This window comes from Leptotrichia hongkongensis (assembly GCF_041538065.1).
GTDB lineage: Bacteria > Fusobacteriota > Fusobacteriia > Fusobacteriales > Leptotrichiaceae > Leptotrichia > Leptotrichia hongkongensis.
Genome location: NZ_JBGORW010000002.1, coordinates 143,033 through 168,256 on the forward strand (window position 1 = coordinate 143,033; position 25,224 = coordinate 168,256).

Sequence of the window (25,224 nt, forward strand, 5' to 3'; positions counted from 1 at the left end):
TAATTTTATAATCTGTTAAAACTTAAATTATTGATTATATCTATAGAATCTTCTTCAGATACAGTTTTACCATTTTCTTTTTTTATCTCATCTTCAAAGTATTTTTCTCTTTTTACAGTACCTTTTTTTAAAGTTGAAACAGTATTACTTTTTCCTTTCAAATTACTCACTATATCTATCCTGTCTTCTTCTGGTATATCATTATAGGTGTTATAGCCTGCCACTCTAGCTTCCTTTATTTCATTTCCCAAAGATTTCTGCCTTTTTATAGGATTCTTTCTAGAAGTTAAAACTTCGTTACTTTTATCTCTCAAATTATTAATTATATCTATTCTATCTTCTTCCGGTATGTCATTATAGGCATATCCTGCTGTCTTAACTTCTTTTATTTTTGGTTTATTTTTTATACTTCCTATTCTGTATCCTACTCTTATACCAAATGTATCAATTTTACCTTTAGTTTTTATAGGACTGACTGTATCTTTTGGCTGATATTTAAAATTTGATCTTTCATAAAGAGCTTCTATAGAAACTGGCCCTAATTCTGTACCTAATCCTCCAGCATAGTAAAGACCACCACGAAGATCTTTCTTGTTAAAGTTTTCTTCCTTTATTTCGCCGTATACATATCCTATTCGTCCAACGGCATAAAGAAGATTATTCCCTTTATTATTTACTAAATTAATTTTTGTTGTAGCGTAAGCGGGATAAGTTCTTAAAACATGTTTCTGTTCTTTATCACTAAAAAAAGCTGTAATATCAAGAAATTTTTGTTCAACACCTAGACCTATTTCAACAATTCCCTGATTATCAAATAAATATTCCAAACCAACAACAGGCATCTTTTTAATATCAAAATCAGATTTTGCAGACTGCCATTTATTATTTTTCATTCCTGTTCCTAAAAATTGCTCTGGCTGGATATTGTATCTATTCTTAAAATTATATCCTGCATTTAATCTAAGTTCTCCACCATTCCATTTTCTTTTCTGAATTTTATCCGTAGTGTACTGCATATCTCCTGTTTTAGCAAAAATATCAGTTCTAAAAGGATCAAAAGGCACAGTTTCATTTTTTTTCTTTGGTAAATTTTTGATATTTCCGATACTGTATCCTACCCTTACACCAACCGTATTTATATTATCTTTAGTCTTTTTAAAATTATTTAGAGTACTTATATTATTTCTATTTATGTTACCTAAATTTACTTTGTCATATCGTAAATTTGATCTTTCATATAACGCTTCAATCGAAATGGGACCAATTTGAGTACCTAGTCCACCAGCATAATAGAGTCCACCACGAAAATTTTTATCGTTCAAATCTTCTTTATTGTCTCTTCCGGCTTTAGCCTTAGCATACCCTACTCTTCCGATAAGGTAAACGAGATCATTTCCTTCTTTAGAAGTTATTAAATTGTACTTACTTGTTAAGTACATTGGTGTTATTTCATACATTTTCATTTCATTCTTATCTTTTAAAGCTGAAGATTTTACAGAAAACTTATGTTCCGCACCAATTCCTAATTCAAGTCTTCCCTGATTGTCAAACAGCCATTCTATTCCTGCAACGGGACCATTTTTAAATTTATAGTCATAAATAGTATTTGACAAACCTTTCTGATGTTTTGTTAAATCATTTTTATATGCCCTGTCAAAATCCCAGCCCCCATTTATCTTTATTTCCTGAGCCATTGCAGTTGCTGCTGATAGCATCATTGTACTTAAAATATGTAATTTTTTCATAATTCTGTTCTCCCTTAATTTTGAAAATCTCTTTTTTATAATTTAATATCCGAACATTTAGAAAAAATTATAAAAAAAATAATATTATACTTTGACTAAAATATTTCTTCCTTAACTAAGTATATTTTACTAAATTTCTTAGTTTTTTTCAAGAAAAAATAAAAAATAATATAAAGGCATCGTATAATTAAGCACAAATCATAATTTTATCTGGTTTAGGTTAATTTTGAAAAATTTTAGGATATAAATAATAAAAAACTGGACACTTAAATAATATTACAACCATGTTTAAATACATACTAAACAATGTCAGAAAAAATAAAAAAACTTAAAGTTCTGAAAATATAAGCATCTATCAATTTTAAATCAATGTTAAAACAGTTTTATTATATAATAAATTGAAATGTATAAAATTAGAGAGAAAACCATTGTTGACTTATTGACGGTTTTCTCTTTTTGATTTATTGAAATTGTTTTTTAGATTTTTTGAAAGGTTATCTATTTTTTTGATTTAATATATATTCATAGTATTCTTTATATTTTTTTCCTATATTTAGCAAATCCCGCTCTACAGCAATATTATAGGCAGTTTCTGTAATTTCATCCAAGTTTTCCACATTGTTTTCCACAATATTTCTTATTTTTTGGCAGAATTCTTCGTTAGTCCTAGCTTTAAAGCAAGTTTTTCCATCTTCCAGCCAGCCTTCATACACAGGAATATCCCTTACTACAAGCGGCAATTTAGCTGAAAGTGCTTCTAATACTACAATTCCCTCATTTTCTTCATAAGTCATAAATAAAAAGGCTTTTGCAGCACTAAATGCTCCAATTAGAATATCTTTATCGACATATCCTGGAAAAATTAGATTTTTTGGTGGATTTTCAATAATTTTTTGTATTTTATCAGGAAGCATTGACTTTACGCTTGATGAACCAAACCAAAGAAATTGATAATCACTGCATTCCTGTGCCACTTTTACAAAATCTTTTATCCCTTTTCTCTCAAAAGGCAATCCAGCTGTTATAATTAAGGGTTTATTTATGTCATACACTGATTTATATTCATTTAAAAATTTTTCTTTTAAAACTTCATTTTTATTAAATTTATTTATGTTTACACCGTTTGAAATTACTCTAATTTCTTTTTCTTTTTCTAAATATTTTGATTTTATAAGATTTTTTGTATATTCTGATGGAGAAATCAAATAATCTGCTTCATTATATAATTTCTTTGTCCAGAATTTTATAATTGGCGATAAAACATAACTTCCTTTTATACTCCCACGAAAATCTTCATAAGTTGTATGTGTATGATAAATTACAGGCTTCCCTTTTTTCTTTGCCTGTTTTAATACTTCATAAGATTTTAGTGCAACAGTATTTATATGTGCCAAATCATAATTATCTTCAGGATCCTGCGTAACTTCAATATTATTTGCTCCAAGGGCTTCTACCTGATGATTTAAGGCTTGTCCAACGCCGGATTTGCTGAAGGAACTTTTCCCCTCTGAATATAGTAAAACTTTCACGACTATCATACTCCTCTATTGTTTTTTTATAAACTGCTTCTACACGTTCCCCAAATTTTTCTGCCGTATAATCCTGTGAAGCAACAAAAGCATTTTCGATAATTTTTTCTCTAAATTCCTTATCTTCTTTTAAAAGCATTATAGAATTAATAAATTCTTCTTCTGTTCTATAAACAAGCCCTGCTTCGTTCTTTACAAGCAAGTCTTCCAGATTTAAGTCATATCTTGCCACAACAGGTGTTTTAGCAGCCATTGCCTCAACAAACGTAAGTCCCTGTGTTTCTGATATACTAGCATTCAAAAATACATCTCCCATTTGATAGTAAGCAGCAACTTTATCATGTGGCACTTCCCCTGTAAAAATAACTCTATCTGAAATACCAAGATCTTCAGCTTGTTTCTTCAAGTCATCCAAAATTCTCCCACGCCCAACAATCATAAATTTAAAGTTTTCATCCTTAATTTTAGAAAACATATCAATTAACAAATCAATACTTTTTTCTTCGGCAATCCGCCCAATATACACACAAAGAAAATCACTTTTCTCTATTCCAAAATTTTCTCTCATAAATTCCAAATCTTCATCGGAATAATTTCCCCGATAAAATTTATCCAATTCTAGTCCAGTTGGAATAATATTCATTGTCTGGTCAACACCATAAGAATACAAAATATCTTCAACTTTTCTTGTTGGTACAATCAGTCCATTACATTTTTCACAATAAAATTTACTAATCGCAGCTGCAATCTTTTTCCCAGCTGAAACAAATCTCGAACCAAAAATATAATGTGTATAATATTCATATAATGTGTGATACGTATGAACAAGGGGTATTTCAAGATTAATTGCAGCGAATCTCGCAAATGTTCCTACACCCCATTCTGTCTGTGAATGAATAATATCTAATTCCAGCCTCTTTATCTTTTTTATTATTTTTGAAGAATAAATCATTCCCAGTCTATACTGTGGCAACGGCTTAAATTCCATACTTGGTATTCGTAAAACATTAGGCTCAACTTGAGGTGCATCTGGATCAGTCGTAGTAATAATATATACTTTATGTCCCAGCTTTCTAAGCTCCTTCTCAAGTGTCATAATCGAACTTACAACTCCATTTACTTGAGGTCTGTATGTATCTGTAAATATTCCAATTCTCATTTTTATATTTCTCCTTCTATAATAAAGCCTTATTTCAATTTTATTTTTACTCTCCTGAAATTTTTTTTAGGCTACTATAAATTTTCACACAAATAATCATTTTTTATTCTATCTCTTATTATTTTTTATATAAGTTCTATTTCAATTTAAATAAAAAAACTCTTATCTGCTAATTTTTAGGGATTTCCAAGAAGAACTTACCTATTTTCCCCATTTTATAATCTTTCATAAGCCTTCTCGAAATAATTTCATAATTATGTTCATCATTTTTAGAAACACCAAGCCGTTTTTCCAAAATTTCCAGTATCTTATGGTTTTCCAATCCCAAAATTTCCTCATTAGTTATATATTCTTCCAAATTATACACTTTTACAAGATTGTCTATTTTTCCCAAATCCTTTAATTTATCTAAAAATTTAATTGCAACATGCTCCAATTGCAATACATTGTCCTTTATTGAGCCAGTAATCGCTAAATTATAAGCTACCTCATCATCTTCAAACTTTGGCCATAAAACTCCTGGTGTATCCAGCAGTTCCAATTTTTCATCAATTTTTATCCATTGCTTACCACGTGTAAATCCTGGAGTATTTCCAACTCTTGCTTTATTTTTATTCACAAATTTATTAATGAATTTAGACTTCCCAACATTAGGAATCCCAACAATCATAGCTCTTACTTCAGTTTTACGAAGTCCCTTTTTTTTCATTTTTTCCAATTTCTCAGCATAAATTTTATCTGTAATTTTTCGTAGTTCATTAAAATTAGTCCCTTTTTCTACACTCAAAGCTACAAAATAATCAGAAAAATTATTTTTCAAAAAATAATCTTCCCAACTTTTTAATTCCTTGCTATCAATCAAATCCACTTTGTTCAGAACAATAATCTTTTTCTTATTATTTGCCAGCTTTGAAATATCTGGATTTTTACTAGAAATCGGAATCCTTGCATCTAAAATCTCAATAACAACATCAATTATCTTAAGATTTTCAACAATTAAATCCTTTGTTTTCTTCATATGCCCTGGATACCAGTTTATATTCATTCTTTCATTTTCTCCATTTTCTCTCTAAATTTTTATTTTTAATCCTAAAATTAAGACTAATTTTAAAATTAAAGATAAAAACTCACAATTTATTTCAAATTTGTTACAGTTTATTTTACAATCTATCTTAAATTAAAGATGTCGTGATTTTTTGGAAATAAAAATTACTGTCTGAGCGAAGCGAGTTTAATTTTTGTTTTCAAAAAATGCTTAGACGAGACAGGGATGCAAGGGAAATGGCGATTGATTTCCCTTGCTTTAAAAATATAAATTATAGAAAAAATATTTATTAACAACAAATCATTAAAAAAATATATTTTTATTGATTTTTTAAATAAATACCATCATCATTTATTGCCCTTATAAATAAAACAATTTCTCCCTTAATTGGCTTTTCCTCCAACTTTTCTATAATTTCAGAAACATTTCCACGAATTATTTCTTCATAGATTTTGGTAAGTTCTCTTGTAATTACAACGTAACGTTCTCCTAGATATTCTTTTATATCTTTTAAAGTTTTTAAAATTCTGTTGGGGGATTCTAAAATTACAATTGTTCGTTCTTCTTCCTTTAATTTATTGAAAAGTGTCTGTCTACCTTTTTTCTTTGGTAAAAAGCCTTCGTATGCCATTCTTCGCATATCCAGCCCTGAAATACTTGCACCTGTTACAATTGATGAAGCTCCTGGTATTCCAACAACTTTTATTTCAGCTTTTAAAATTTCATTTACTAACTCAAAGCCTGGATCTGAAATACACGGCGTTCCAGCATCTGTTACAAGTGCAATTTTTTTTTCATCTTTTAAAAGATTAATGATATTTGTAATTTGATGAAGTTTATTATGTTCATGGTATTGGTACACCGTTTTTTCGATTTCATAATGGGAAAGAAGTTTCTTAGTAACTCTTGTATCTTCTGCAAAAATATAATCAACTTCCTTCAAAACTTTTATTGCTCTAAAAGTTATGTCTTCTAAATTTCCAATTGGCGTACCAACAACATAAAACATATATATCTCCTAATTTTAATTTCTTTTATTAATTTTGATAACGGTTATTTTCTTTTTCCTGTTCCACTTATTTTTTTATTCATTTCTTCAATTGCTCTTTTTAACTGAACATCTCCAGCTGAAATAATTTTAGCGGCTTCTTCTTTACCTTTATCTTTTATAATAATGTCTTCTATTTCTTTTTCTCTATTTTTTCTAGCTTGCTCACTGTCGTTTGCATACCCTTTTAATGCAAGCAGTTCTTCCATTTTTACTTCTATATCAGGCTCAATTCCCTTTTCATGAATGTAGTTCCCTTTTGGTGTAAAGTATTGGGCAATAGTAAGTTTTATGGCATCTTCTGTTCTCAAAGGTATAACTTGCTGAACGATTCCTTTTCCAAATGTTTTTTCTCCAATGATTGTACCACGTTTGTAATCTTTAATTGCACCTGTAACAATTTCCGAAGCACTTGCACTTGCTTTATTTGTTAATACGATTAATGGGAAATTACCTAGATTTTTTGAAGTTCTGTTATAATTTCTCTGTTGTCCATTTTTATATTTTAAGTAAACAATTAAATCTTCTTTTACAAAAAGTGAAGAAATATCCTGTGCTTCTTGTAATGAACCTCCTGGATTAGAACGTAAATCTAATATTAATCCTTTCATTCCTTTAGCTTGTAAATCTTTAATAGCTTTTTCAACTTCTGCTCCAACGTGATTTCCAAATCTTAAAAGGCTTACGTAACCAATGTTATTTTCAAGCATTTTGCTTTCAACCATTTCCAGTTTAATTTTAGCTCTTGTCAACGTAAATTTCATTGGCTCCTTTTTACCTTCCCTAACTACTTCTACATCGACTTTTGTTCCTTCCTTACCTTTCAGAAGTTTTACAGTTTCATTTGCTGTAAGTGGAAGAATATCTTTTCCATCAACTTTTATAATTCTATCTTTTATTTTTATTCCTACTTTTTCAGCTGGACTTCCGATAAATGGTGAAACAACTTCAAGAGCTTCCCCCTTTTTCTTGCTTATGCTCATTCCAACTCCAACATATTCTCCTTCCATATCTTCAGAAAAGTCTGCTAAATCAGCTTTAGACAAGTATTCTGAATAAGGATCCTTCAGACTATTTACAACTCCTGCAACAGCTCCTTCATAAAGTTCCTTTTTGCTTGGAGTTTCTTCCTTTCCAACATAATTGTTTTCAATAATATTTATTACATCCACAATTCTGTTTAGCTCTGTTGTGTCTTTTGAATATCCAGCACTTGTATTCTTGTCATTCCTTGTTGTTTTTATTATAGTGGTAGCTGCAAATAAAGGCATGCTTACCAATATAAGTCCTAATACTGCCTGCATTATTTTGTTCTTTTTCATTTTTCCTCCTAATAATGTATTTTAACAATTATAAAAATATATTTTTATAATAAATTTTGCATTTAATTTTAAACATGTATTTTGTTGTTTTTTTACTAAAACTGCTTTTTACGGAAATTTTAGCAACATTAAAAACTCCTTATTACCCTTTGCCCCTTTTATTGGAGAATCTTCAACGCCAATTAGCTCGTATCCATATTCTTTTGAAAAGTGAATTATTTTTTTTATGGCTTCATCGTGATATTCCTCATTTTCCACAACACCATTTCTTCCTATTTTTTCTCTTCCAACTTCGAATTGTGGCTTAACTAGCATTACAGCCTTTCCATCTTTAGCAAGAAACTTCTCAAAATAAGGAATAACTTTCGTTAGGGAAATAAAAGAGACATCTATTACAATAAAATCAACCTTTTGATTTTTAATATCTTCTTCTTTCAAGTCTTTTATATGCATTTCTTCAAGCGAGACTATCCTATCGTCATTTCTTAGTTTCCAATCAAGCTGATTTTTACCAACATCGACACTATATACACGCTTTGCTCCACTTTGCAATGCGCAATCTGAAAATCCACCTGTAGACGCTCCAATATCAAGCACCAATTTATCACTAAAATCCAAATTCCAAGTTTTTATGGCTTTTTCCAATTTTAGTCCACCACGGCTTACATATTTCAACTTATCTTTTATTCGGATATTCAGTTCACCGTTGTCTTTAAATATTGTTCCAGCCTTTGTTACAACCTGGTCATTTACAATGACATTTCCCACCATTATTTCCCGTTTGGCTTTTTCCCTTGTTTCAAAAAATTCCCTTTCTACTAGGATTAAATCCAATCTTTTTTTCATTACTTTCTCTTTCTAGTTCTCTAAATAAAAGATAGTTCCTAATAATACTAATTTAAAGCCAAAAGTTATGTTGCTTTTACATTGCCTTTTTTCATTGGCTTAGCATCAAAAGGAATTTGAGTATATAATAAAACAAATCTCTTATTTTTCTATTTATTTTTTATTACTAAAATCATATTTGCCAAAAATATAGTAAAACTACTCTATATTTAACAGCTTATATATTTAATAAATCTATTTATTCTACCATATTTTAAGCTATTTTTCAAATTTTTACAAAAAAATCACAGCTAAGTTAATAACTGCGATTTAATATTTATCCTAATATATAGCCTTTAAACAAAAGTCCAATCACAATTCCTAGAACACTTCCCCAAAATACTTCTACTGGCGTGTGTCCTAAAAGTTCTTTAAATTTTTCATTAATTATTTCTATGCCTTCATGATGTTCAATGGCATCTACTAGTGTATTTAGAGCTCTTGCATGTTTCCCTGCCTGTTGCCTCACTCCTGTTGCATCATACAAGACAATCCCAGCAAAAACCATTGAAATTGCAAATTCAACCGAACTAAATCCTTTTAATAAAAATACACCTGTTACAAGGGAAACAACCGTCGAAGCGTGAGAACTTGGCATTCCGCCAGTTTGGATAAGTCTTGCCCACTGAGGTTTCTGTCCCTTGAATACAGGAAAAAAAACTTTGTAAAACTGTGCTAAAAAGCACGAAATTGCTGCAACATCAAGCAGTCTGTTTCCAAACAGTATTCCTCCACTCATTTATTTTTCCTCTATACTTTCTTTTTATTTTATTTTTTTACTTTTTTTAAACTCATTAAATTCAGGTGTAATTTTTGCATCCTTTTTATTTTTAGGCTTAAAAAATATTAGTACTTTTCCTATTTTATCTACAAAAACTGATTTTGTTTTCTGAGCAATTTCATCTCCCATTTCCCTATTAAATTCAATCGATGAATTTTGCAATATTTTTACTTTTATTAATTCTCTTTTTTTCACAACTTCTGCAATTGACTTTAACACATTTTCATCAATTCCATCCTTTCCAATTCTTACAATCGGATCCAAGTTATGTGCCAATTTCTTTAAAAAAGCTCTCTCTTTACTTGAAAGCTGTATCATTCTAAACCTCCATTATAATTGGTAAAATAATAGGCTCTCTATCTGTTTCTTTATTCAGGAACTCTCCTATTTTCGCTCTTATTCTCTGTTTAATCTTACCAATCTCTTTTATTCCTTCATTTTCCATGCTGCTAAGCTCCATCTTAATCAGCTCTTTTGTTTCTGATAATAAGCTTTCTGCATCTTTATTATACACAAAACCACGTGTTACAAGCTCAACTTGCTTATTAAACTTACCGTTTCTGTATTGAGAAATCGAAATAATAACTATTCCGTCATCTGCTAGATTTTGTCTATCTTTTAATACAGCATTCCCAATATCCCCAATTCCAAATCCATCGATAAATGTCGCACCACTAGGAACTTTTCCTGCTGTTCTGAATTTAGTTTTCGACAATTCCAGTTTTGCTCCATTCTCTGATAAAATAACATTTTTTTCAGGTACTCCTACTGCAACTGCCAATTCCTTATGTTTTTTTATCATTGCATATTCTCCATGCACAGGAAGGAAAAATTTAGGTTTTACTAGATTTAACATAAGTTTCTGTTCTTCCTGGCATCCATGTCCTGATACATGAATTCCGATTCCTTTTTCAAATACAACATCTGCATTACGTTTCATAAGCTGATTTATATTTTTAGTTGCCGCTTTTTCATTTCCAGGAATAGGTGTTGCTGAAATTACAACTGTATCTCCTTCTCTTAAAGAAATATGCTTATGTGTTCCATTTGCAATTCTTGAAAGAGCTGCAAGCGGTTCTCCCTGTGTTCCAGTACACAAGATAAGTACTTTATTTGCTGGATAAGTTTCAACTTTATCAATGTCAATCATTATATCTTTTGGTATTTTCAAATATCCAAGATTTGAACAGATTTCAAAGATTTTTACCATGCTTCTTCCGTCAATTGCAATTTTTCTTCCATGTTTTAATGCAATATTTACGATTTGCTGTAATCTATGCACATGTGAAGCAAATGCAGCTAAAATAATTCTTCCATCAGCCTTTGCAAATTCATCTTTCAAGCTTTCCCCTACTGTTCTTTCTGATGGTGTAAATCCAGGAATTTGTGCATTTGTACTATCTGACAGCAATAAATCTACACCTTCCTCACCTAACTGAGCCAATCTTCCAAAATCAAATCCTTCTCCATCAACAGGCGTTAAGTCTACCTTAAAATCTCCAGAATGTAAAATCGTTGCTGCCGGAGTCTTTATACAAATTGCATAACAGTCTGCGATACTGTGTGTCACACTTATAAATTCAACTGTAAAATATTTTGAGACTTTTAAGATTGTTCTTCCGCTAATTACTTTTTCTTTTGGTAATTTTGCATCTTTTTTCTCAAATTTTGCTTTTGCAAGAGCAAGTGTCAGTCTTCCACCATACATTGGTATATTTTCTGTTCCTAATTTTTGGTAAAAATAAGGGATTGCTCCTATATGATCTTCATGTCCATGTGTCAAAAGTAACCCTTTTATTTTGTGTCTGTTTGATTCTAAATATGAAAAATCTGGAATTATAACATCTATTCCCAAATGTTCATCTTCTGGGAAAGTAAGTCCCGCATCCACTACAATAATTTCATCTTTATATTGAAAAGCTGTCATATTTTTCCCAACTTCCTCAATACCTCCAAGCGGAATTACATACATCTTTTCTTCTTTTCCATCCACTTCCTTGTCTATATGTCTATTCCTGTCATTTACTCTTGGAATATAACGTACTTCATTTTTTTCATCTAAATGTCTTCGATTCGTGTTTTTTCTTCTAAATCTTTTCATTCCAGATTTTATTTTATTAATATCTTCTTTTTTAGAAAAGTTTCTTTTAAAAGTTTGATTTCCAAACTCATTTTTTTCTTTTTCTGACATTTAGTAAACACCTCCTTATTTTATCTTTTTGCTAAATTTTTATTATTTGCTTGCTGTTTTTTCTTTTCTTCTTCCTTTCTTTTTTTCTGCATTTCTGCTTGAGCTTTTTTTATAACATATTTATCTCTATATTTTAGTATGAATTTAAGAGCCATATTTCCAGAAGCTACTCCTCCATATCCTCCACCTTCTACAACGGACACAAATACAATTTGAGGATTATCTGATGGAAAATATCCTGCAATCCATGAGTGATTATCTACAAATCCTGTATTTTGTGCAGTTCCTGTTTTTACAGAAACTGGATAGCCTCCAATTCTTAACAGTTTTGCAGTCCCTCCATAACCGCTTACAGGCAATCTTAAGGCATTTTGCATTAATTTTAAGTTTTTTGAACTTACATTTAGTTTTCTAACAACTTTTGGTGCATTATTTTCAACTTTTCCTGAATAAGTTACAAATCTGTCCACAACTGTAGGTTTTAACTGAACTCCATTATTTGCGATAGCCTGATAGGCAGAAGCAATTTGAATAGGAGTTGCAAGCACATAACCTTGTCCTATCGACATATTTATCAAATCTCCAGGTAGCCATCGCTGATCCTGTTTCTTCTTAAATCTTTTTTTCTTCCATTCAGGGCTTGGTAAAGTTCCAGCTAGTTCTCCCGGAATATCAATTCCAGTTTTAGACCCTATTCCAAATTCTTTTGCATATTTTACTATCTTCTCTACTCCAGCTTTTTGAGAGAAAACATAATAATATGTATTTACAGATTGTTCAATAGATTTTGCAAAGTTAGTTACTCCATGTCCATATTTATGAGAATCTCTAAATATTAATTTCCCATATCGGTATTGTCCTGTTGAAGTTACTGTTGCATATGGTGAAATACCTGATTCTAAGATACCCATTCCAATTATCGCTTTAAAAGTAGATCCTGGAGGATAAAGTCCAGCAATACCTTTATTTACAAGTGGCTTAGCTTTTGAATTTACTAGTTCATTCCACTGATTGTCAGGTATTCTTGAACTCAATAAATTCAAACTGATTTCAGGATTACTTACAAATGCAATAATTTTCCCAGTTTTTGCTTCCATTGCAATAAATACTCCACTTTTTCCTGTAAAGGCATCTGTCATATATTTTTGTAATTCCAAGTCAAGTGATAAATAGACATTTTTTCCAGCGACACTTTCAGTTGTTTCCATTTGTCTTATAACATTTCCTTTGGCATCAACTTCGACATTTTCCTTTCCGTCCTGACCTTTCATTTCCTTATCATATGAACGCTCCACACCTTTTTTTCCAATCAAGTCACTATTTCTGTAACCTTCTTTTTCCAAATCCTTAAATTCCTTTTCACTGATTGGTTTTACATACCCAATCACATGCGAAGCTAGAGAGTCTTCTGGATAATATCTCTTGTTATACTCTACAATGTCAATTCTATCATTATCAATTTTTTCAATTGCTCTTAATGCAACTTGTTTTTCTAAATCTTCAATAACAAGAATTCTTTTATCTGTTCCCATTCTTTGCTGCTTAAAAAATCTGTCAATTAAATAATCAACTTGATAACCTGTTATCTGACTTATTTTGTTTATATCTCCTATTGTTTCCTTTATACGTTCTGCAACCGCTTTTCGTTCTTGTGAAAGTCTCGCATCTATCTGTTCTTGCGTCATATTCTTTACTTCTTTTAATAATGCTACATCTTTAGGGCTTAATGGTTGCGTATGAGAATGAATTACTTGATAACCTGTTGTATTTTTTGCAAGTAATTTTCCTTCTCTATCGTAAATTTCTCCACGTGTAGCCTTTATTACATTGGTTCTAATTCTATTTTGTAACGCCTGTTCCGCATACTGAGATGCATCTAATACCTGTAATGTAAACAATCGTGCTACCAACAGTAAAAAAACTGCTCCTACAAGAACAAGAAAAACTATAAATCGTACATTTTTTTCTTTTTTATCTAATTCTCTCATAATTTTCCTCTTCATATTTTATTGCATTTTTCCTCAATTAAACTTCCAAAAACATATTATTTCAGTAAAATAGGTATCTATTCCCCATCGTTTTTGCCAATTTCTCTATCTTTTTCATTTACCCCATTATAAAAATCATCTAATCTGTAGTATTCTCTTGCATCCTTGCTAAACACACTAATAATCAAATCTCCAGCATCAATTAAAACCCAGTTTGCCTCATCAAGCCCTTCCACACTTTTCACATTCTCAAGACTTTTCTTTATATCAGTTGCTATTGCCTCAATATTTCTAGAAGAACTACCTGTACATAAAATTGAATAATCAAAAAATGGAGATTTTCCTCTCATATCATATATCTTTATATCCTGTGCTTTCTTATCTTCCATAATATTAACTATCTCTTGAACTTCTTTTTCATAATTATTATTTATTTCACTCATTCTAAAAATTCCCTTTCTTTTTATATTATTTTTTATTTATAAAATCTATTTCAATTTTTTATTTTAAAATTTTTTATTTATCAAAATTTTACAAAAAAATTATTACGATACCACTACTAAGGTATATTATATTATATATTTGACTAATTTTCAATTTATTTCTCAATTTTTAGCAAAATAAAAAATTATATATAAAAATTGGCAATAATGCCACACACCACAATTGCCGCAGTTTCTGCTCTTAAAATACGTTTTCCTAGACTAATTTCTATTGCTTTATTTTCTTTTAAAAAATTAACTTCCTCTTGGGTAATCCCACCTTCTGGACCAATTATGTATAAAATATTTTCATCTTCTTTTTTTATTATTTCTGGCAAAGATTTTGATTCATCGCTATTTTCATAAGCAAATATTATTTTATCATATTTAGAATAATCAATTTCTGCAAGTTTTTTCACAGGTGTAATTTCAGTAAATTTTATTCCTCTGCACTGTTTTAATGTTTCTCTTACAACTACGTCCCATTTTTCTTTTTTTTCATTAATTTTTACAACAACTCGTTCAGTTTTTAAGGGAATTATGCTATTTACACCAATTTCCGTAAGCTTCTGTATTGCCAGATTCATTTTATCATTTTTCAAAATTCCCATTGCAACATCAATATTTACATTTAAAGAGTAGCTGTCTTCTTTTTTTTCCGATATTTTTACAGCAACTTCCTTTTTTGAGATTTCAATAATTTTTGTAAAATATTCATATTCACCATCAATTATCCGTAATTCATCGCCTATATTTAGACGATAAACATTTTGAATATGATTGCAGTCTGATTTATCTTTTATCAAAATCTTTTCATTATTTTCATCAATATTTTCTTTTTCCGCTATTACTGTCAACAACAGTTTTTCACCTCATTTTTTTACTTTTTATCATATTTTAGCCCTATCTACATAAAAATTTTAAAGATTTGAGCAGGCAAAAATAATCATAAATTTTAAGTCTTGTTTCAAAATAATATTATCACATTTTATTCTTTTTCACTAAATATTTTTTCAATTCCTAAATGCTTATAGCCAAATTCGGTTACAACTCTACCACGTGGTGTTCTTTTTATAAACCCTATTTTTACCAAATATGGCTCATAAACTTCTTCTATCGTTCGTCTGTCTTCCCCAAGTAAAAGTGACAATGTTTCAATTCCAACAGGCCCTCCATTATACACATTTATAATTGAAAGCAGGATATTTCTATCTAATTCATCAAGTCCGTTATCGTCTACTCCCAAAAGCCTCAAAATCCCATCAACACTTTCTTTTTCCAAAACACCCGAACCTTCCACCAATGCAAAGTCTCTTGCTCTTTTTAAAAGCCGGTTTGCAATTCTAGGAGTTCCTCTGCTTCTTTTAGCGATTTCTGTAATCCCTTCTTCATCATACGAAATATTAAGAATATTTGCTCCTCTTCGTATAATTTCTTTCAAATCTTCTAATTGATAGTACTCCATCCTATGAGTAACTCCAAATCTGTCACGAAGCGGCGTACTTAACTGTCCCGCCCTTGTTGTCGCACCGATTAGCGTAAATTGTGGTAATTCTACACGAATACTTCTTGCAGACGGCCCTTTTCCGATAAGAATGTCCAGTTCCCCATCTTCCATCGCAGGATACAAAATTTCCTCTACCGATGTATTCAATCTATGAATCTCATCAATAAACAAAATATCATTTTCCTCCAAAGAAGTCAAAATAGCCGCTAAATCTCCCGCTTTCTCCAGTACAGGTCCTGTCGTTATCTTCAAGTTCACTCCCATTTCTGTGGCAATAACTCCTGCAAGCGTAGTTTTTCCCAATCCTGGAGGTCCGTACAATAAAATATGATCAAGCGATTCATTTCTCATTTTAGCAGCTTTTATAAATATATTCATTTTTTCTTTCAAATCTTGCTGACCAATATATTCCTTAAAAGTTTTTGGCCGTAAACTTCTTTGAATATTGTCCTCCCCTAATTCCTTAGGTTCCAATATTCTCTCTTCATTCATTCTTTCTCCTCGATATTTCTTCTTTATTTCTTTATCTAAACTTTCTCTATTTCATAAATTAATTCTTTAAATACTCTAATTTAGTTATTTTTATTTAAATTTTATAAAAAGAATTCTTGTTAATAGATATTTTTTCTATATTTTACATATTATTTCTTTTTCTAAATTACAAGGATATATCCTTTTTTTGACAATAATGATTAATTTAATACGATTAACTAGTTATACCCTAATACTAATGACAAAAGTTCCACGAATTCTCTCTGCTTCTCGAACTTTAATCTTATAACAAAAATTTTTATGATTATTAAAATAATAAATTTATCTATTGAATCTTTATCAAAATAATTGTTATGATTAAACATAAAGTGTCGTGATTTTTTGGAAATAAAAATTACTGTTTGAGCGGAGCGAGTTTAATTTTTATTTTCAGAAAATGCTTAGACGAGCCGGGTTGTAAGGGCATGGCGACTGATGCCCTTACGTTAAAAATTTTATATCTGTTTTAATAATAACATTATAAAAAACTGAAATAATGCAATTATTCCTCCTAATATCCCACCGATGATCTCAATATGTTTCAATTCATTTTTAGACACAGACAAAATAATTTTTTCCATTTCTTCTAATGAAAAATTTTTCATTTTTTCAAGCATAATTTCTTTAAAATTTATTTTATCTTCTGCGATTTTTATTATTTCTTCCACTATTTCCTCTTTATTTTCCAAAATGGACTTTTTAAAGTATGATTTTATTTTTTCAATTAACGAATCATTTAAAAACATCTTTAATAGTGGATTTTTTTCTAACACACTATTTTTAAGCTTTTCTCCTATAACTTTATCAAGCAGTTTATCTAAAACATCATCATTAATAACATCACTATCCTTTAGTTTTGCTGTAATATGCTCTACTGAAATAAGTTCCTTTTCAATTGTTTCAGCAAGGTTTTCTGATATTCTGTCTCGATTTTTAGGAACTAATCCCTGTATTTTAAAAAATAGAAAGTTTACTTCCTTATAAGGCCTAAACAGCAGCTTTATTGCCAAATAATTTGTAAACCATCCTATAAGTGTCCCTACAAAGACCATTATGACCAGCTGTATTAATAAATTTCCCAATTTTTCCTCCATATTTATAACTATGAATAATTTTATAGTAATTTATTTAAAATTGACATCAAAAGTTATAATTTTTATTCGAACTATAGATTTTTCTCAATTTTACTAATTCATTTTTTAAAGGTAAAATTAACCAACTATTGCTTTTCCATATTCCTTGCATTTCTCAATTTTTTCATCATCGTCAACAGCTAGATGAATTATAAGACCATCATTTACAATAGAAAATCCTTCATTTATCATTTCTTCACGCCAAGTTTCCATCCAACCGCCTTGTCCCCAGTCATAAGAGCCAAAAAGTCCAACTGTTTTTCCTATAATCTGTTCTTTTATCCCTTCAAAGAATTCAACCATTTCTGGTGCAATTTCTTCTGCTCCGACAGCAGGTGATCCAAATGCTACAAAATCAGCATTTATTGCACTTTCATCAGCTTCTTCTACATTTATCAATTTTACATCAGCTCCAGCATTTTCTGCTCCTTCACCAATGTATTTTGCCATATCTGCAGTATTTCCAGTACCTGTGTAATAAATTATATTTAATGTTGCCATAGTTTTCCTTTCTTTGATCATAAATTATTGTAAAGCCAAACCCTAAAGTTTGGCTATCTGTATTTTTATTTTGTTAATCTATAAGTATCTCTTGCAATTACAAGCTCTTCTGCTGTTTCAATCTTATATATTTTAACTTTTGAATTTTTTGTTGATAATTCTATATTTCCTGGTAATCTTTGTGCATTTTTTTCTTCATCAAGTTCGATTCCAAAATATGAAAGCGATTCACATATATGTTTTTTTACTCCAACTGAATTTTCTCCAATTCCACCAGTAAAGGCAATTGCATCAACACCGTTCATTGCTGCAACATAAGCTCCAATATAAAGTTGTATTCTATAGCAGAACATTTCATAAGCTAATTGAGCCTTTTCATTCCCACTTCTTCTTGCTGCATCTAAATCACGAAAATCTGAACTTTCTCCAAATATTCCTAAAATTCCAGACTGTTTATTCATTCTATTGTTCATTTCATCCAAAGAAAGTCCTCTTTTTCTCATTATATAAATAACAGAGGCAGGATCTGCATCTCCTGTTCTTGTTCCCATCATAATTCCTGCAAGCGGTGTCATTCCCATTGATGTATCTACGACTTTACCATTTTGAACTGCTGAAATACTTGCTCCATTTCCAAGATGACAAACTATAATTTTAGAATCTTCTTTTCCTAACATTTCTCTTGCCACTTCACTTACATATCTGTGAGAAGTCCCATGAAATCCATATTTTCTAACTTTCAAGTCAGTATAGTCTTCATAAGGATAAGCATACATATACGCTTTTCCTGGCATTGTTTGATGGAAAGCCGTGTCAAACACAACCACGTTCTTTTTACCGGGAAGCAATTTTTGGACAACTTTTATTCCCATTATATGTGCTGGGTTATGTAAAGGTGCAAGCGGTGCTATTTCCTCAAGGTTTTTTATAACTTCGTCATCTACAATTACAGATTTTTCATAGTATTCTCCACCGTGGACAATTCTATGTCCTATTGAATCAATTTCATCTACGCTTGAAATTACCCCTATTTTTTCATCTTGAAGCGTTTTTAGAATCAATTCTACCGCAACTGTATGGTTTTCCATCGGAACTTCCATTTTGTCAATTTTTTCTCCAGTCAATAAATTTTTGTAACTGAAAATAGGATTTGCAATTCCTATTCTTTCACAGTTTCCTTTAGCTAGTGATTGCTCATTTGTCATGTCAATAAGTTCAAATTTCGCTGATGAACTTCCACAATTTATTACCAAAATTTTCATAAATTTCCCTCCAAATTTTTTGTTTGTATTTTTATTTATGTTTTACATTTCTGATTCAACGGCAGTAATTGCAACAACTTCTACTATATCTTCCATACTGCATCCTCTTGAAAGATCGTGAACTGGACGTGCCAATCCTTGAATTAATGGTCCTAACGCTTTTGCTTTAGCCAGTCTTTGTGTCAATTTATATCCAATATTTCCTGAATCTAAATCTGGAAAAATCAATACATTTGCCTGTCCTGCCACTTTTGATCCAGGAGCTTTTGCAGCAGCTACTTCTGGTACAATCGCAGCATCAAGCTGTAATTCTCCATCAAAGTCAAAATCAACATTTCTATCTTTTAAAATTTCAATAGCCTCTCTAACTTTGCTTACAGATACTCCATCTGCACTCCCTTTTGTAGAAAACGAAAGAAATGCTACTTTAGGCTCTTTTATCCCAGCAGTAAATCTAGCTTTTTCTGCTGCAGAAATAGCAATATCAGCAAGCTGCATAGCTGTTGGACTAGGTATTACTCCACCATCTGAATATACAAGAGTTCCATTATCTCCAAATTCAGGCGTATTTGTTATCATAATAAAAGAACTTGATACTGTCTTTAGTCCTTCCTTTGGCCCAATTATGTGAATTGCAGCTCTTAGGACATGGGCTGTTGGTGAAGATGAACCTGCTACCATTCCATCTACTCTTCCTTGGTGTACAAGCATTGCTGCAAAATATCTTGAATCTGACATAAGTGTCGCTTTTGCAGTTTCAAGCGTCATTCCTTTTTTCTCTCTTTTTTTTCTCAAAAGTTCTGCCATCTCGTCAATTGTTGCACATGACTCAGGATTATAAAAAATTGCACCTTCTAACGAAATTCCAATTTCAGTTGCTTTTTCCTTTAGCTTTTTCTCGTCTCCAACTAGAGCAATTTTTGCGATTCCCTCCTTAATAATTTTTTCTGTAGCCCTTAAGACTCTCTCGTCTTCTGTTTCAGGTAAGATAATTGTCTTGTGGAGCTTTTTAGCTTTTTCCTTTAACTCATTCGCTAATGTGTTCATAATTTCTCTCCTTTCTTAAATTATATTTATTAATCAAACATAGCTTCAACAAATTCCTTTGTGTCAAATTCCCTCAAGTCCTCAATTCCTTCTCCGACACCTATAAATTTAATTGGTTTTTTCAGCTCTTCTGTAATTGGAAAAATAATTCCTCCTTTTGCCGTTCCGTCAAATTTTGTCAAGATAATTCCTGTCAAATCTACGATTTCATTAAATATTCTAGCCTGCTCCAATCCATTCTGACCAGTTGTACTGTCAATCACAAGCAAAGTTTCAAAGTCTGTTTCTCCAGATTGTTCCCGTATAATTTTGTTTATTTTTTCAAGCTCCTTCATCAAATCACGTTTATTGTGCAGTCTTCCAGCCGTATCCAGTATTGCCACATCAAATCCACGATTTTTAGCAGTTTTTACTGTATCAAAAATTACAGCCGCAGGATCGCTTCCATGTGCCTGTTTTATAACCTCCACACCAGTTCGTTTTCCCCATTCCTCAACTTGCTCAATCGCAGCGGCTCTAAACGTATCTCCAGCCCCAATAATAACCTTTTTTCCGCTATCCTTCAATTTTTTTGCAATTTTACCAATGGAAGTTGTCTTTCCAACACCATTTACTCCAACAACCAAAAGAATATTTAGTTTTCCATCCTGTAATTTTAATTTTGTACTGTTTTCATCATTGTAAATAAGTTTTGCTTTAAGCAATTCCTTTAATTCATCATAAATTTGTTCCGATGTTTTTAGTTTTTTTTGTGAAACTGATTTTTCCAGTTCCTCCACTAGCTGCATTGTCATATTCATTCCAATATCTGACTGAATAAGCAATTCTTCCAATTCTTCGTACAAATCGTCATCTATCGCTTTACCCAAAAGCATTTCCTTCAGTTTTCCAAAAAAACCTTTTTTAGGAGTTGCCAGCCTATCCTTTAAAGGTTTTAATTTAGGCTTTCCTTTTGTTTTCTCATTCGATTTTTCTTCTATTTCTACGCTTTCAATTTTTTCTCTTTCAGTTTCAAAGTTTTTTTCATTATTTTCAGTTTTTTTAGCATTTTTTCCTAAAATTTCTTCCGCTGTTTCCTTTATTTCCTTTTCAGTTTCAGCTTTAATTTTATCTATTTCACTTTGGCTTTCCTCAATTTCTTTTTCTATCTGATTTTCCAAAGTGTCCTTCTGGTCTTCATCTTTTTTCTTTTTTCCAAATTTAAAAAAATTTTTCAGCATTATTTTTTATCCCTTTCCGCCTGTGATTTTTCCAGATAATCTGGTTTCAGATTAAAAATATCAGTTTTTCTCACAACACCAGTATTTTCCAAATTTTTATCAAAAAACATTTGCACAAATGTCATTGTATTAATTGTCAAATTCTTATCTTCAAATATTTTTACACAATTTCCCAATTTATCCAATATCTTAGCCTTATAATTAAAAACTGCATCCCCAATTAGATAAACTTTTTTATTATTTCCCTTATTTTCTATTATTTCCTCAATAACACTGTCAAGTTTTGTAACTTCATAATTTTTTATTAATTTCAATTTATTTTCACTTGAAGTTCCATAACCTGCACAATAAATCTTTTCCTTTCGTGAATCAATCATCGAATATATTTTCACATCTTCATCATTTTCCAAACTTGTTTTCAAATTATAATACCCCTGAAATCCAAGTGCATCCAGTTCATTCACTTCATAAAAATTTACATTCCGTCCAAAAAAAAGCCCCTTTACAACTGAAATTGCTATTCTAACACCCGTAAACGAACCAGGTCCTATCGAAACAATTACATTTTCAATTTCATCTAGCTTTTTCCCAGTCCATTTCAAAAGGCTATCAATCTGCTCCAAAATCGTAGTAGAATGCGTTTTTGCCATTTCCACATGTATTTCCCCTAACAGCTTGTCTTTCTCATAAAGTGACAATCCAGCCAATCTAGTTGTAGTCGTTATCGCAAATATCAACATATTTTTCTCCATTTTCATTTTTCTTTACTTTTATACTCGAATCCATTTAAAATTGAACTATTAAAAACTAAATTATTCAATTTCAAAATCTACCTTTTCTCCATTTTCAATCGTATAAACTGATACTTCACGAGCCACATCTGAATAATGATTTATCTCAACAAACACCGCATCCTCAGGCATCTCATCCAAAATCTTGTCCGCCCACTCAATAATCACAACACTTCCATCTTCCCCAATATAATCCTCAAACCCAATCTCATAAATTTCCTCAGAATCATTAATCCTGTAAACATCAAAATGATACACAGGCACATCTCCAGAGCTATACTCAATAACATAAGTAAAAGTCGGACTTTTCACATTTTCTGTCACATTGTAACATTCACAAATTTTCTTAGTAAATGTAGTCTTCCCCGCTCCCAAATCTCCAATAAGTCCTAGACAACCTCCGTTTTTTAACTTTTCTGCTAAATTTTTGGCTAATTTATCTATCTTATCAAATGTTAATATTTTATTTTTCATAATTTTTCCTATTTCTAAATTTTATTTTATGTTTAACTAAAATTTTTTGATTTTTATATTATAAATTATTTTTTTATAATTTTTATTTGTCTTTTTAACGTAAGGGCATCAAACGCCATGCCCTTACAACCCCGCTTTACGCAAAACTTTCTTATAAAGAAAAAATAAAACTCGATTTTGAATTAAGTTTATTTTAAACGCAAATAACAAGATACAATCTAAAATTTATTCCAAAATCTCAAACAGTTATTTTTTCTTTAACGAAATTTTGCTTATTATTTTTATTAAAAAAATGTTATGATTTTAAAGTTAATAGTAAATGTTTCCTTTTACATAAAAAAGAAAAACTTAAAAATAAAAATATCCTTTATTTATACACTTCAATAATTTTATTAATAATTTCAGTTGTGGAAATGTTATCCACGAAGGATAAAATCTTTACTTCTCCGCCATTTTTTTCAACAACTTTTGTTTCTGGCAAGTCTTCTTTTTTGTAATCTCCGCCTTTTACGTGAATATCTGGCTTTAAAATATCCAGCAGTTTTTCTGGTGTTTTTTCATTAAAAATTACTGTATAATCTACAAATTTTGTACCCAAAAGCACAAATGCTCTATTTGTTTCACTATTTATAGGTCTTTTATCTCCCTTGTTCACTTTAACCGAAGCATCGCTATTTACACCGACAACCAAAACATCACCTAAATTTCTGGCTTCCTCCAGATAAGTCAAATGCCCAATATGTAAAATATCAAAAACTCCATTAGTAAAAACTACCTTTTTCCCAGCCTTCTGCAATCTCACTATTTCATTTCTCATTTCATCAGTAGTCAGCAAATTATCTTTAAAACTTTTTTCCAATTTTCTCTCCAATATATTCATCTATTCTATTTATAATTATAATGTTTTTAATTCATAATTTACTCAATCCCTAAGTTTATTTAATTTTAAAAAGGTTTGAGCATACATCAAATTATACCACATTTTTTCCAAAAAAAGAAAATTTTTCTATTTTTTTTCAACTTTTATTTTTTCAAATTTCAACAATTTAATTTTAAAAAGTTTTAAGTATATTCTCACAATTTTTTTATTAAAAAAGAAAAAGAAGCATAAGCTTACTGCTTTTACTTCTCTTAAATTTTAAAATTTTATTATTAGCACCTTTTTATCGAAATATTTTTATAAAACGTTTTTGAGTTTTATTACAAGTATAACCAATATTTTCATAAAATTTATGTGCTTCTAAACGATGAGAACCAGAATTTAATCTAATGAAATTAATATTATTGTTTAAAGCATACTCTTCAACAAAAACCATCAGTTTTTTTCCTATACCCTTGCCTTGAAAATTGGAACTTACTGCTAATCCTAATATATTTAATCCAATATCACTGTATAAACTTTCATACATCTCTGCATGAACAAAACCAACAACCTTACTTGTTTTTTTATCTTCATATACTGCGATAATATGATGTTCATAATCAATAGATAATTTTTCAATTTGCGTCTTGACAGTCTTAATATCAACATTATATCCTAACTCATCTTTACAAATTTCTTGTATATCCTTCGCATCTAGTACATTAATCTCTCTTATCACACTTTTACCTCTATAACTTCTAATTTTTCATATTTGCTTTTTTCCTAATAAATATTATATACTTCAATTTTAGTATTATTTCATATACATTTATTTAGAAAAATCCGTTATCAGCATTTCCACTTCAATTTTATCTTCAAGCTCAACATCCATAATGTATCCCCATAGTATGTTTGTTTGGTCTGCTCCAAATTTTTCATTTGTAATCATAGTTATTTCCTGTAAATCCGTTAATCCAATGTCTGATCCTGCTGTAATGCTTAACAGTATCTTTCCCGCTTTTGGAAGTTTTTTTATAAAAGGGCTGTTTATTATTTGTTCTGTAGCAAGTTTTACCTTATCCTGCCCTTCACCTTTACCAAATGCTATTACACCTTCTCCTGAATTTCCTAGCATTATTTTTACATCATCAAAATCAAGATTCACTACTCCTTGTTTTTTTATTAGATTTGTTATAAATTCTACATTTTTTATAAAAATTTCATCTCTTTTTTCAAATAATTTATCAAAAGTTGCACTTAAATCTGCTTCCATTAATTTTTTAAGAGGCAAAACTATAACAGTATCAGAAACTTCTTCTAATTTCTTGATTTCTTCAGTTCCTCCATTTGAATTAATTGATGTAGCAACTACAACCACTGTCAATATTCCCATTGTTTTTGCAACTTCTGAAACAATGCAGGCTATCTCGTTATTTTTCTTTTCCGACATTTCTGTCAAAATAAATACTAAACCTGTATTTTTTAATGCACTCTGCACTTTTTCACTTAAATCTTCAGAAGCCAATATTTTTGTTCCTACATTCCGTTTATCCAAATTCTCTTGATTTGTATCAATTCCCACAAGTCCAACTTCCGCAATCTCTTTTTTCATCATCTTATTCAAGACATCATTTCCCACTGTACCGATTCCGACAACTTTTATTCCAACACCGTCCATTTTTTTCTCCTGTAAAACTATTGTATCTTGATACTTTAAGGAG

The 25,224-nt window shown here is 30.3% G+C and carries 24 protein-coding genes; all 24 read right to left on the reverse strand.

The window, feature by feature from the left end; genetic code table 11:
- Positions 1-5: 5 nt before the first annotated feature.
- The 24 genes from ACEG17_RS02235 to ACEG17_RS02350 all read right to left on the reverse strand — a co-directional run bounded on the left by ACEG17_RS02235 (position 6) and on the right by ACEG17_RS02350 (position 25,181).
- Entirely contained in the window at positions 6-1,745 is a 1,740-nt protein-coding gene (locus tag ACEG17_RS02235) for a hypothetical protein (RefSeq protein ID WP_372582392.1), read from the reverse strand.
- Positions 1,746-2,239: 494 nt separating this feature from the next.
- Positions 2,240-3,283: a glycosyltransferase family 4 protein gene (locus ACEG17_RS02240; RefSeq protein ID WP_372582393.1), complete on the reverse strand. Its 1,044-nt coding sequence runs from the start codon at positions 3,281-3,283 to the stop codon at positions 2,240-2,242.
- Positions 3,177-4,433 carry a glycosyltransferase family 4 protein gene (locus tag ACEG17_RS02245; RefSeq protein ID WP_372582394.1) on the reverse strand — a complete coding sequence of 419 codons (1,257 nt, stop codon included), beginning with the start codon at positions 4,431-4,433 and terminating at the stop codon, positions 3,177-3,179. The genes ACEG17_RS02240 and ACEG17_RS02245 overlap by 107 nt, the downstream gene beginning before the upstream one ends.
- A 169-nt stretch (positions 4,434-4,602) precedes the next feature.
- On the reverse strand, positions 4,603-5,478 hold the full coding sequence (gene ylqF, locus ACEG17_RS02250; protein ID WP_372582395.1) for a ribosome biogenesis GTPase YlqF: 876 nt from the start codon (positions 5,476-5,478) through the stop codon (positions 4,603-4,605).
- 319 nt (positions 5,479-5,797) lie between these two features.
- Positions 5,798-6,487, reverse strand: coding sequence for a 16S rRNA (cytidine(1402)-2'-O)-methyltransferase (gene rsmI / locus ACEG17_RS02255; RefSeq protein WP_372582396.1), 690 nt, complete (start codon positions 6,485-6,487; stop codon positions 5,798-5,800).
- A 44-nt stretch (positions 6,488-6,531) separates the two neighbouring features.
- Entirely contained in the window at positions 6,532-7,848 is a 1,317-nt protein-coding gene (locus tag ACEG17_RS02260) for a S41 family peptidase (protein ID WP_147004805.1), read from the reverse strand.
- A 108-nt stretch (positions 7,849-7,956) separates the two neighbouring features.
- The gene (locus ACEG17_RS02265; protein ID WP_372582397.1) at positions 7,957-8,694 is read right to left on the reverse strand and encodes a TlyA family RNA methyltransferase; all 738 of its coding nucleotides are present in this window, start codon (positions 8,692-8,694) and stop codon (positions 7,957-7,959) included.
- A 316-nt stretch (positions 8,695-9,010) separates the two neighbouring features.
- Positions 9,011-9,472, reverse strand: coding sequence for a divergent PAP2 family protein (locus ACEG17_RS02270; RefSeq protein WP_372582398.1), 462 nt, complete (start codon positions 9,470-9,472; stop codon positions 9,011-9,013).
- Between the two features lie 24 nt (positions 9,473-9,496).
- Positions 9,497-9,832 carry a ribosome assembly RNA-binding protein YhbY gene (gene yhbY, locus ACEG17_RS02275; RefSeq protein ID WP_147004802.1) on the reverse strand — a complete coding sequence of 112 codons (336 nt, stop codon included), beginning with the start codon at positions 9,830-9,832 and terminating at the stop codon, positions 9,497-9,499.
- Position 9,833: 1 nt separating this feature from the next.
- Positions 9,834-11,705 carry a ribonuclease J gene (locus ACEG17_RS02280; protein WP_372582399.1) on the reverse strand — a complete coding sequence of 624 codons (1,872 nt, stop codon included), beginning with the start codon at positions 11,703-11,705 and terminating at the stop codon, positions 9,834-9,836.
- A 20-nt stretch (positions 11,706-11,725) separates the two neighbouring features.
- Positions 11,726-13,693 (reverse strand): penicillin-binding protein 2, encoded by a 1,968-nt coding sequence (mrdA, locus tag ACEG17_RS02285; protein WP_372582400.1) that lies wholly within the window; start codon positions 13,691-13,693, stop codon positions 11,726-11,728.
- A gap of 77 nt (positions 13,694-13,770) precedes the next feature.
- A complete protein-coding gene (rsfS, locus tag ACEG17_RS02290; RefSeq protein WP_314293713.1) occupies positions 13,771-14,136 on the reverse strand; it encodes a ribosome silencing factor in 366 nt (121 codons plus the stop codon).
- Between the two features lie 185 nt (positions 14,137-14,321).
- Positions 14,322-15,035, reverse strand: a complete 714-nt coding sequence (locus ACEG17_RS02295; RefSeq protein WP_372582401.1) for an RsmE family RNA methyltransferase — start codon at positions 15,033-15,035, stop codon at positions 14,322-14,324.
- 128 nt (positions 15,036-15,163) lie between these two features.
- On the reverse strand, positions 15,164-16,174 hold the full coding sequence (ruvB, locus tag ACEG17_RS02300; RefSeq protein ID WP_372582402.1) for a Holliday junction branch migration DNA helicase RuvB: 1,011 nt from the start codon (positions 16,172-16,174) through the stop codon (positions 15,164-15,166).
- A 494-nt stretch (positions 16,175-16,668) separates the two neighbouring features.
- Positions 16,669-17,295: a DUF445 domain-containing protein gene (locus ACEG17_RS02305; RefSeq protein ID WP_299575754.1), complete on the reverse strand. Its 627-nt coding sequence runs from the start codon at positions 17,293-17,295 to the stop codon at positions 16,669-16,671.
- 129 nt (positions 17,296-17,424) lie between these two features.
- A complete protein-coding gene (locus ACEG17_RS02310; protein WP_021743688.1) occupies positions 17,425-17,847 on the reverse strand; it encodes a flavodoxin in 423 nt (140 codons plus the stop codon).
- A 65-nt stretch (positions 17,848-17,912) separates the two neighbouring features.
- Positions 17,913-19,109 (reverse strand): acetate/propionate family kinase, encoded by a 1,197-nt coding sequence (locus ACEG17_RS02315; RefSeq protein WP_299575758.1) that lies wholly within the window; start codon positions 19,107-19,109, stop codon positions 17,913-17,915.
- 42 nt (positions 19,110-19,151) lie between these two features.
- Positions 19,152-20,156: a phosphate acetyltransferase gene (pta, locus tag ACEG17_RS02320; RefSeq protein ID WP_372582403.1), complete on the reverse strand. Its 1,005-nt coding sequence runs from the start codon at positions 20,154-20,156 to the stop codon at positions 19,152-19,154.
- Positions 20,157-20,185: 29 nt separating this feature from the next.
- The gene (gene ftsY, locus ACEG17_RS02325; protein WP_372582404.1) at positions 20,186-21,376 is read right to left on the reverse strand and encodes a signal recognition particle-docking protein FtsY; all 1,191 of its coding nucleotides are present in this window, start codon (positions 21,374-21,376) and stop codon (positions 20,186-20,188) included.
- Positions 21,376-22,128, reverse strand: a complete 753-nt coding sequence (gene tsaB, locus ACEG17_RS02330) for a tRNA (adenosine(37)-N6)-threonylcarbamoyltransferase complex dimerization subunit type 1 TsaB (protein WP_372582405.1) — start codon at positions 22,126-22,128, stop codon at positions 21,376-21,378. Before tsaB ends, ftsY begins: the two co-directional genes overlap by 1 nt.
- 60 nt (positions 22,129-22,188) lie before the next feature.
- Positions 22,189-22,641 (reverse strand): tRNA (adenosine(37)-N6)-threonylcarbamoyltransferase complex ATPase subunit type 1 TsaE, encoded by a 453-nt coding sequence (gene tsaE / locus ACEG17_RS02335; protein ID WP_372582406.1) that lies wholly within the window; start codon positions 22,639-22,641, stop codon positions 22,189-22,191.
- A gap of 367 nt (positions 22,642-23,008) precedes the next feature.
- Complete coding sequence (gene rfaE2 / locus ACEG17_RS02340) at positions 23,009-23,458, reverse strand: D-glycero-beta-D-manno-heptose 1-phosphate adenylyltransferase (RefSeq protein ID WP_372582447.1); 450 nt, start codon at positions 23,456-23,458, stop codon at positions 23,009-23,011.
- A 346-nt stretch (positions 23,459-23,804) separates the two neighbouring features.
- Positions 23,805-24,242, reverse strand: a complete 438-nt coding sequence (locus tag ACEG17_RS02345; protein ID WP_372582407.1) for a GNAT family N-acetyltransferase — start codon at positions 24,240-24,242, stop codon at positions 23,805-23,807.
- A gap of 90 nt (positions 24,243-24,332) precedes the next feature.
- Positions 24,333-25,181 carry an FtsZ/tubulin family protein gene (locus tag ACEG17_RS02350; RefSeq protein ID WP_372582408.1) on the reverse strand — a complete coding sequence of 283 codons (849 nt, stop codon included), beginning with the start codon at positions 25,179-25,181 and terminating at the stop codon, positions 24,333-24,335.
- Positions 25,182-25,224 lie beyond the last annotated feature (43 nt).

Bases quoted from the DNA above. Each gene is read 5' to 3' on its own strand.
- tsaB (WP_372582405.1), bottom strand. From the start codon at position 22,128: ATGGAGAAAAATATGTTGATATTTGCGATAACGACTACAACTAGATTG.
- ylqF (WP_372582395.1), bottom strand. From the start codon at position 5,478: ATGAATATAAACTGGTATCCAGGGCATATGAAGAAAACAAAGGATTTA.
- rsmI (WP_372582396.1), bottom strand. From the start codon at position 6,487: ATGTTTTATGTTGTTGGTACGCCAATTGGAAATTTAGAAGACATAACT.
- yhbY (WP_147004802.1), bottom strand. From the start codon at position 9,832: ATGATACAGCTTTCAAGTAAAGAGAGAGCTTTTTTAAAGAAATTGGCA.
- ACEG17_RS02265 (WP_372582397.1), bottom strand. From the start codon at position 8,694: ATGAAAAAAAGATTGGATTTAATCCTAGTAGAAAGGGAATTTTTTGAA.
- mrdA (WP_372582400.1), bottom strand. From the start codon at position 13,693: ATGAGAGAATTAGATAAAAAAGAAAAAAATGTACGATTTATAGTTTTT.
- pta (WP_372582403.1), bottom strand. From the start codon at position 20,156: ATGAACACATTAGCGAATGAGTTAAAGGAAAAAGCTAAAAAGCTCCAC.
- ACEG17_RS02280 (WP_372582399.1), bottom strand. From the start codon at position 11,705: ATGTCAGAAAAAGAAAAAAATGAGTTTGGAAATCAAACTTTTAAAAGA.
- ACEG17_RS02315 (WP_299575758.1), bottom strand. From the start codon at position 19,109: ATGAAAATTTTGGTAATAAATTGTGGAAGTTCATCAGCGAAATTTGAA.
- ftsY (WP_372582404.1), bottom strand. From the start codon at position 21,376: ATGCTGAAAAATTTTTTTAAATTTGGAAAAAAGAAAAAAGATGAAGAC.
- rfaE2 (WP_372582447.1), bottom strand. From the start codon at position 23,458: ATGAGAAATGAAATAGTGAGATTGCAGAAGGCTGGGAAAAAGGTAGTT.
- tsaE (WP_372582406.1), bottom strand. From the start codon at position 22,641: ATGAAAAATAAAATATTAACATTTGATAAGATAGATAAATTAGCCAAA.
- ACEG17_RS02270 (WP_372582398.1), bottom strand. From the start codon at position 9,472: ATGAGTGGAGGAATACTGTTTGGAAACAGACTGCTTGATGTTGCAGCA.
- ACEG17_RS02350 (WP_372582408.1), bottom strand. From the start codon at position 25,181: ATGGACGGTGTTGGAATAAAAGTTGTCGGAATCGGTACAGTGGGAAAT.
- ruvB (WP_372582402.1), bottom strand. From the start codon at position 16,174: ATGAATGAAGAGAGAATATTGGAACCTAAGGAATTAGGGGAGGACAAT.
- ACEG17_RS02235 (WP_372582392.1), bottom strand. From the start codon at position 1,745: ATGAAAAAATTACATATTTTAAGTACAATGATGCTATCAGCAGCAACT.
- rsfS (WP_314293713.1), bottom strand. From the start codon at position 14,136: ATGAGTGAAATAAATAATAATTATGAAAAAGAAGTTCAAGAGATAGTT.
- ACEG17_RS02240 (WP_372582393.1), bottom strand. From the start codon at position 3,283: ATGATAGTCGTGAAAGTTTTACTATATTCAGAGGGGAAAAGTTCCTTC.
- ACEG17_RS02310 (WP_021743688.1), bottom strand. From the start codon at position 17,847: ATGGCAACATTAAATATAATTTATTACACAGGTACTGGAAATACTGCA.
- ACEG17_RS02260 (WP_147004805.1), bottom strand. From the start codon at position 7,848: ATGAAAAAGAACAAAATAATGCAGGCAGTATTAGGACTTATATTGGTA.
- ACEG17_RS02245 (WP_372582394.1), bottom strand. From the start codon at position 4,433: ATGAGAATTGGAATATTTACAGATACATACAGACCTCAAGTAAATGGA.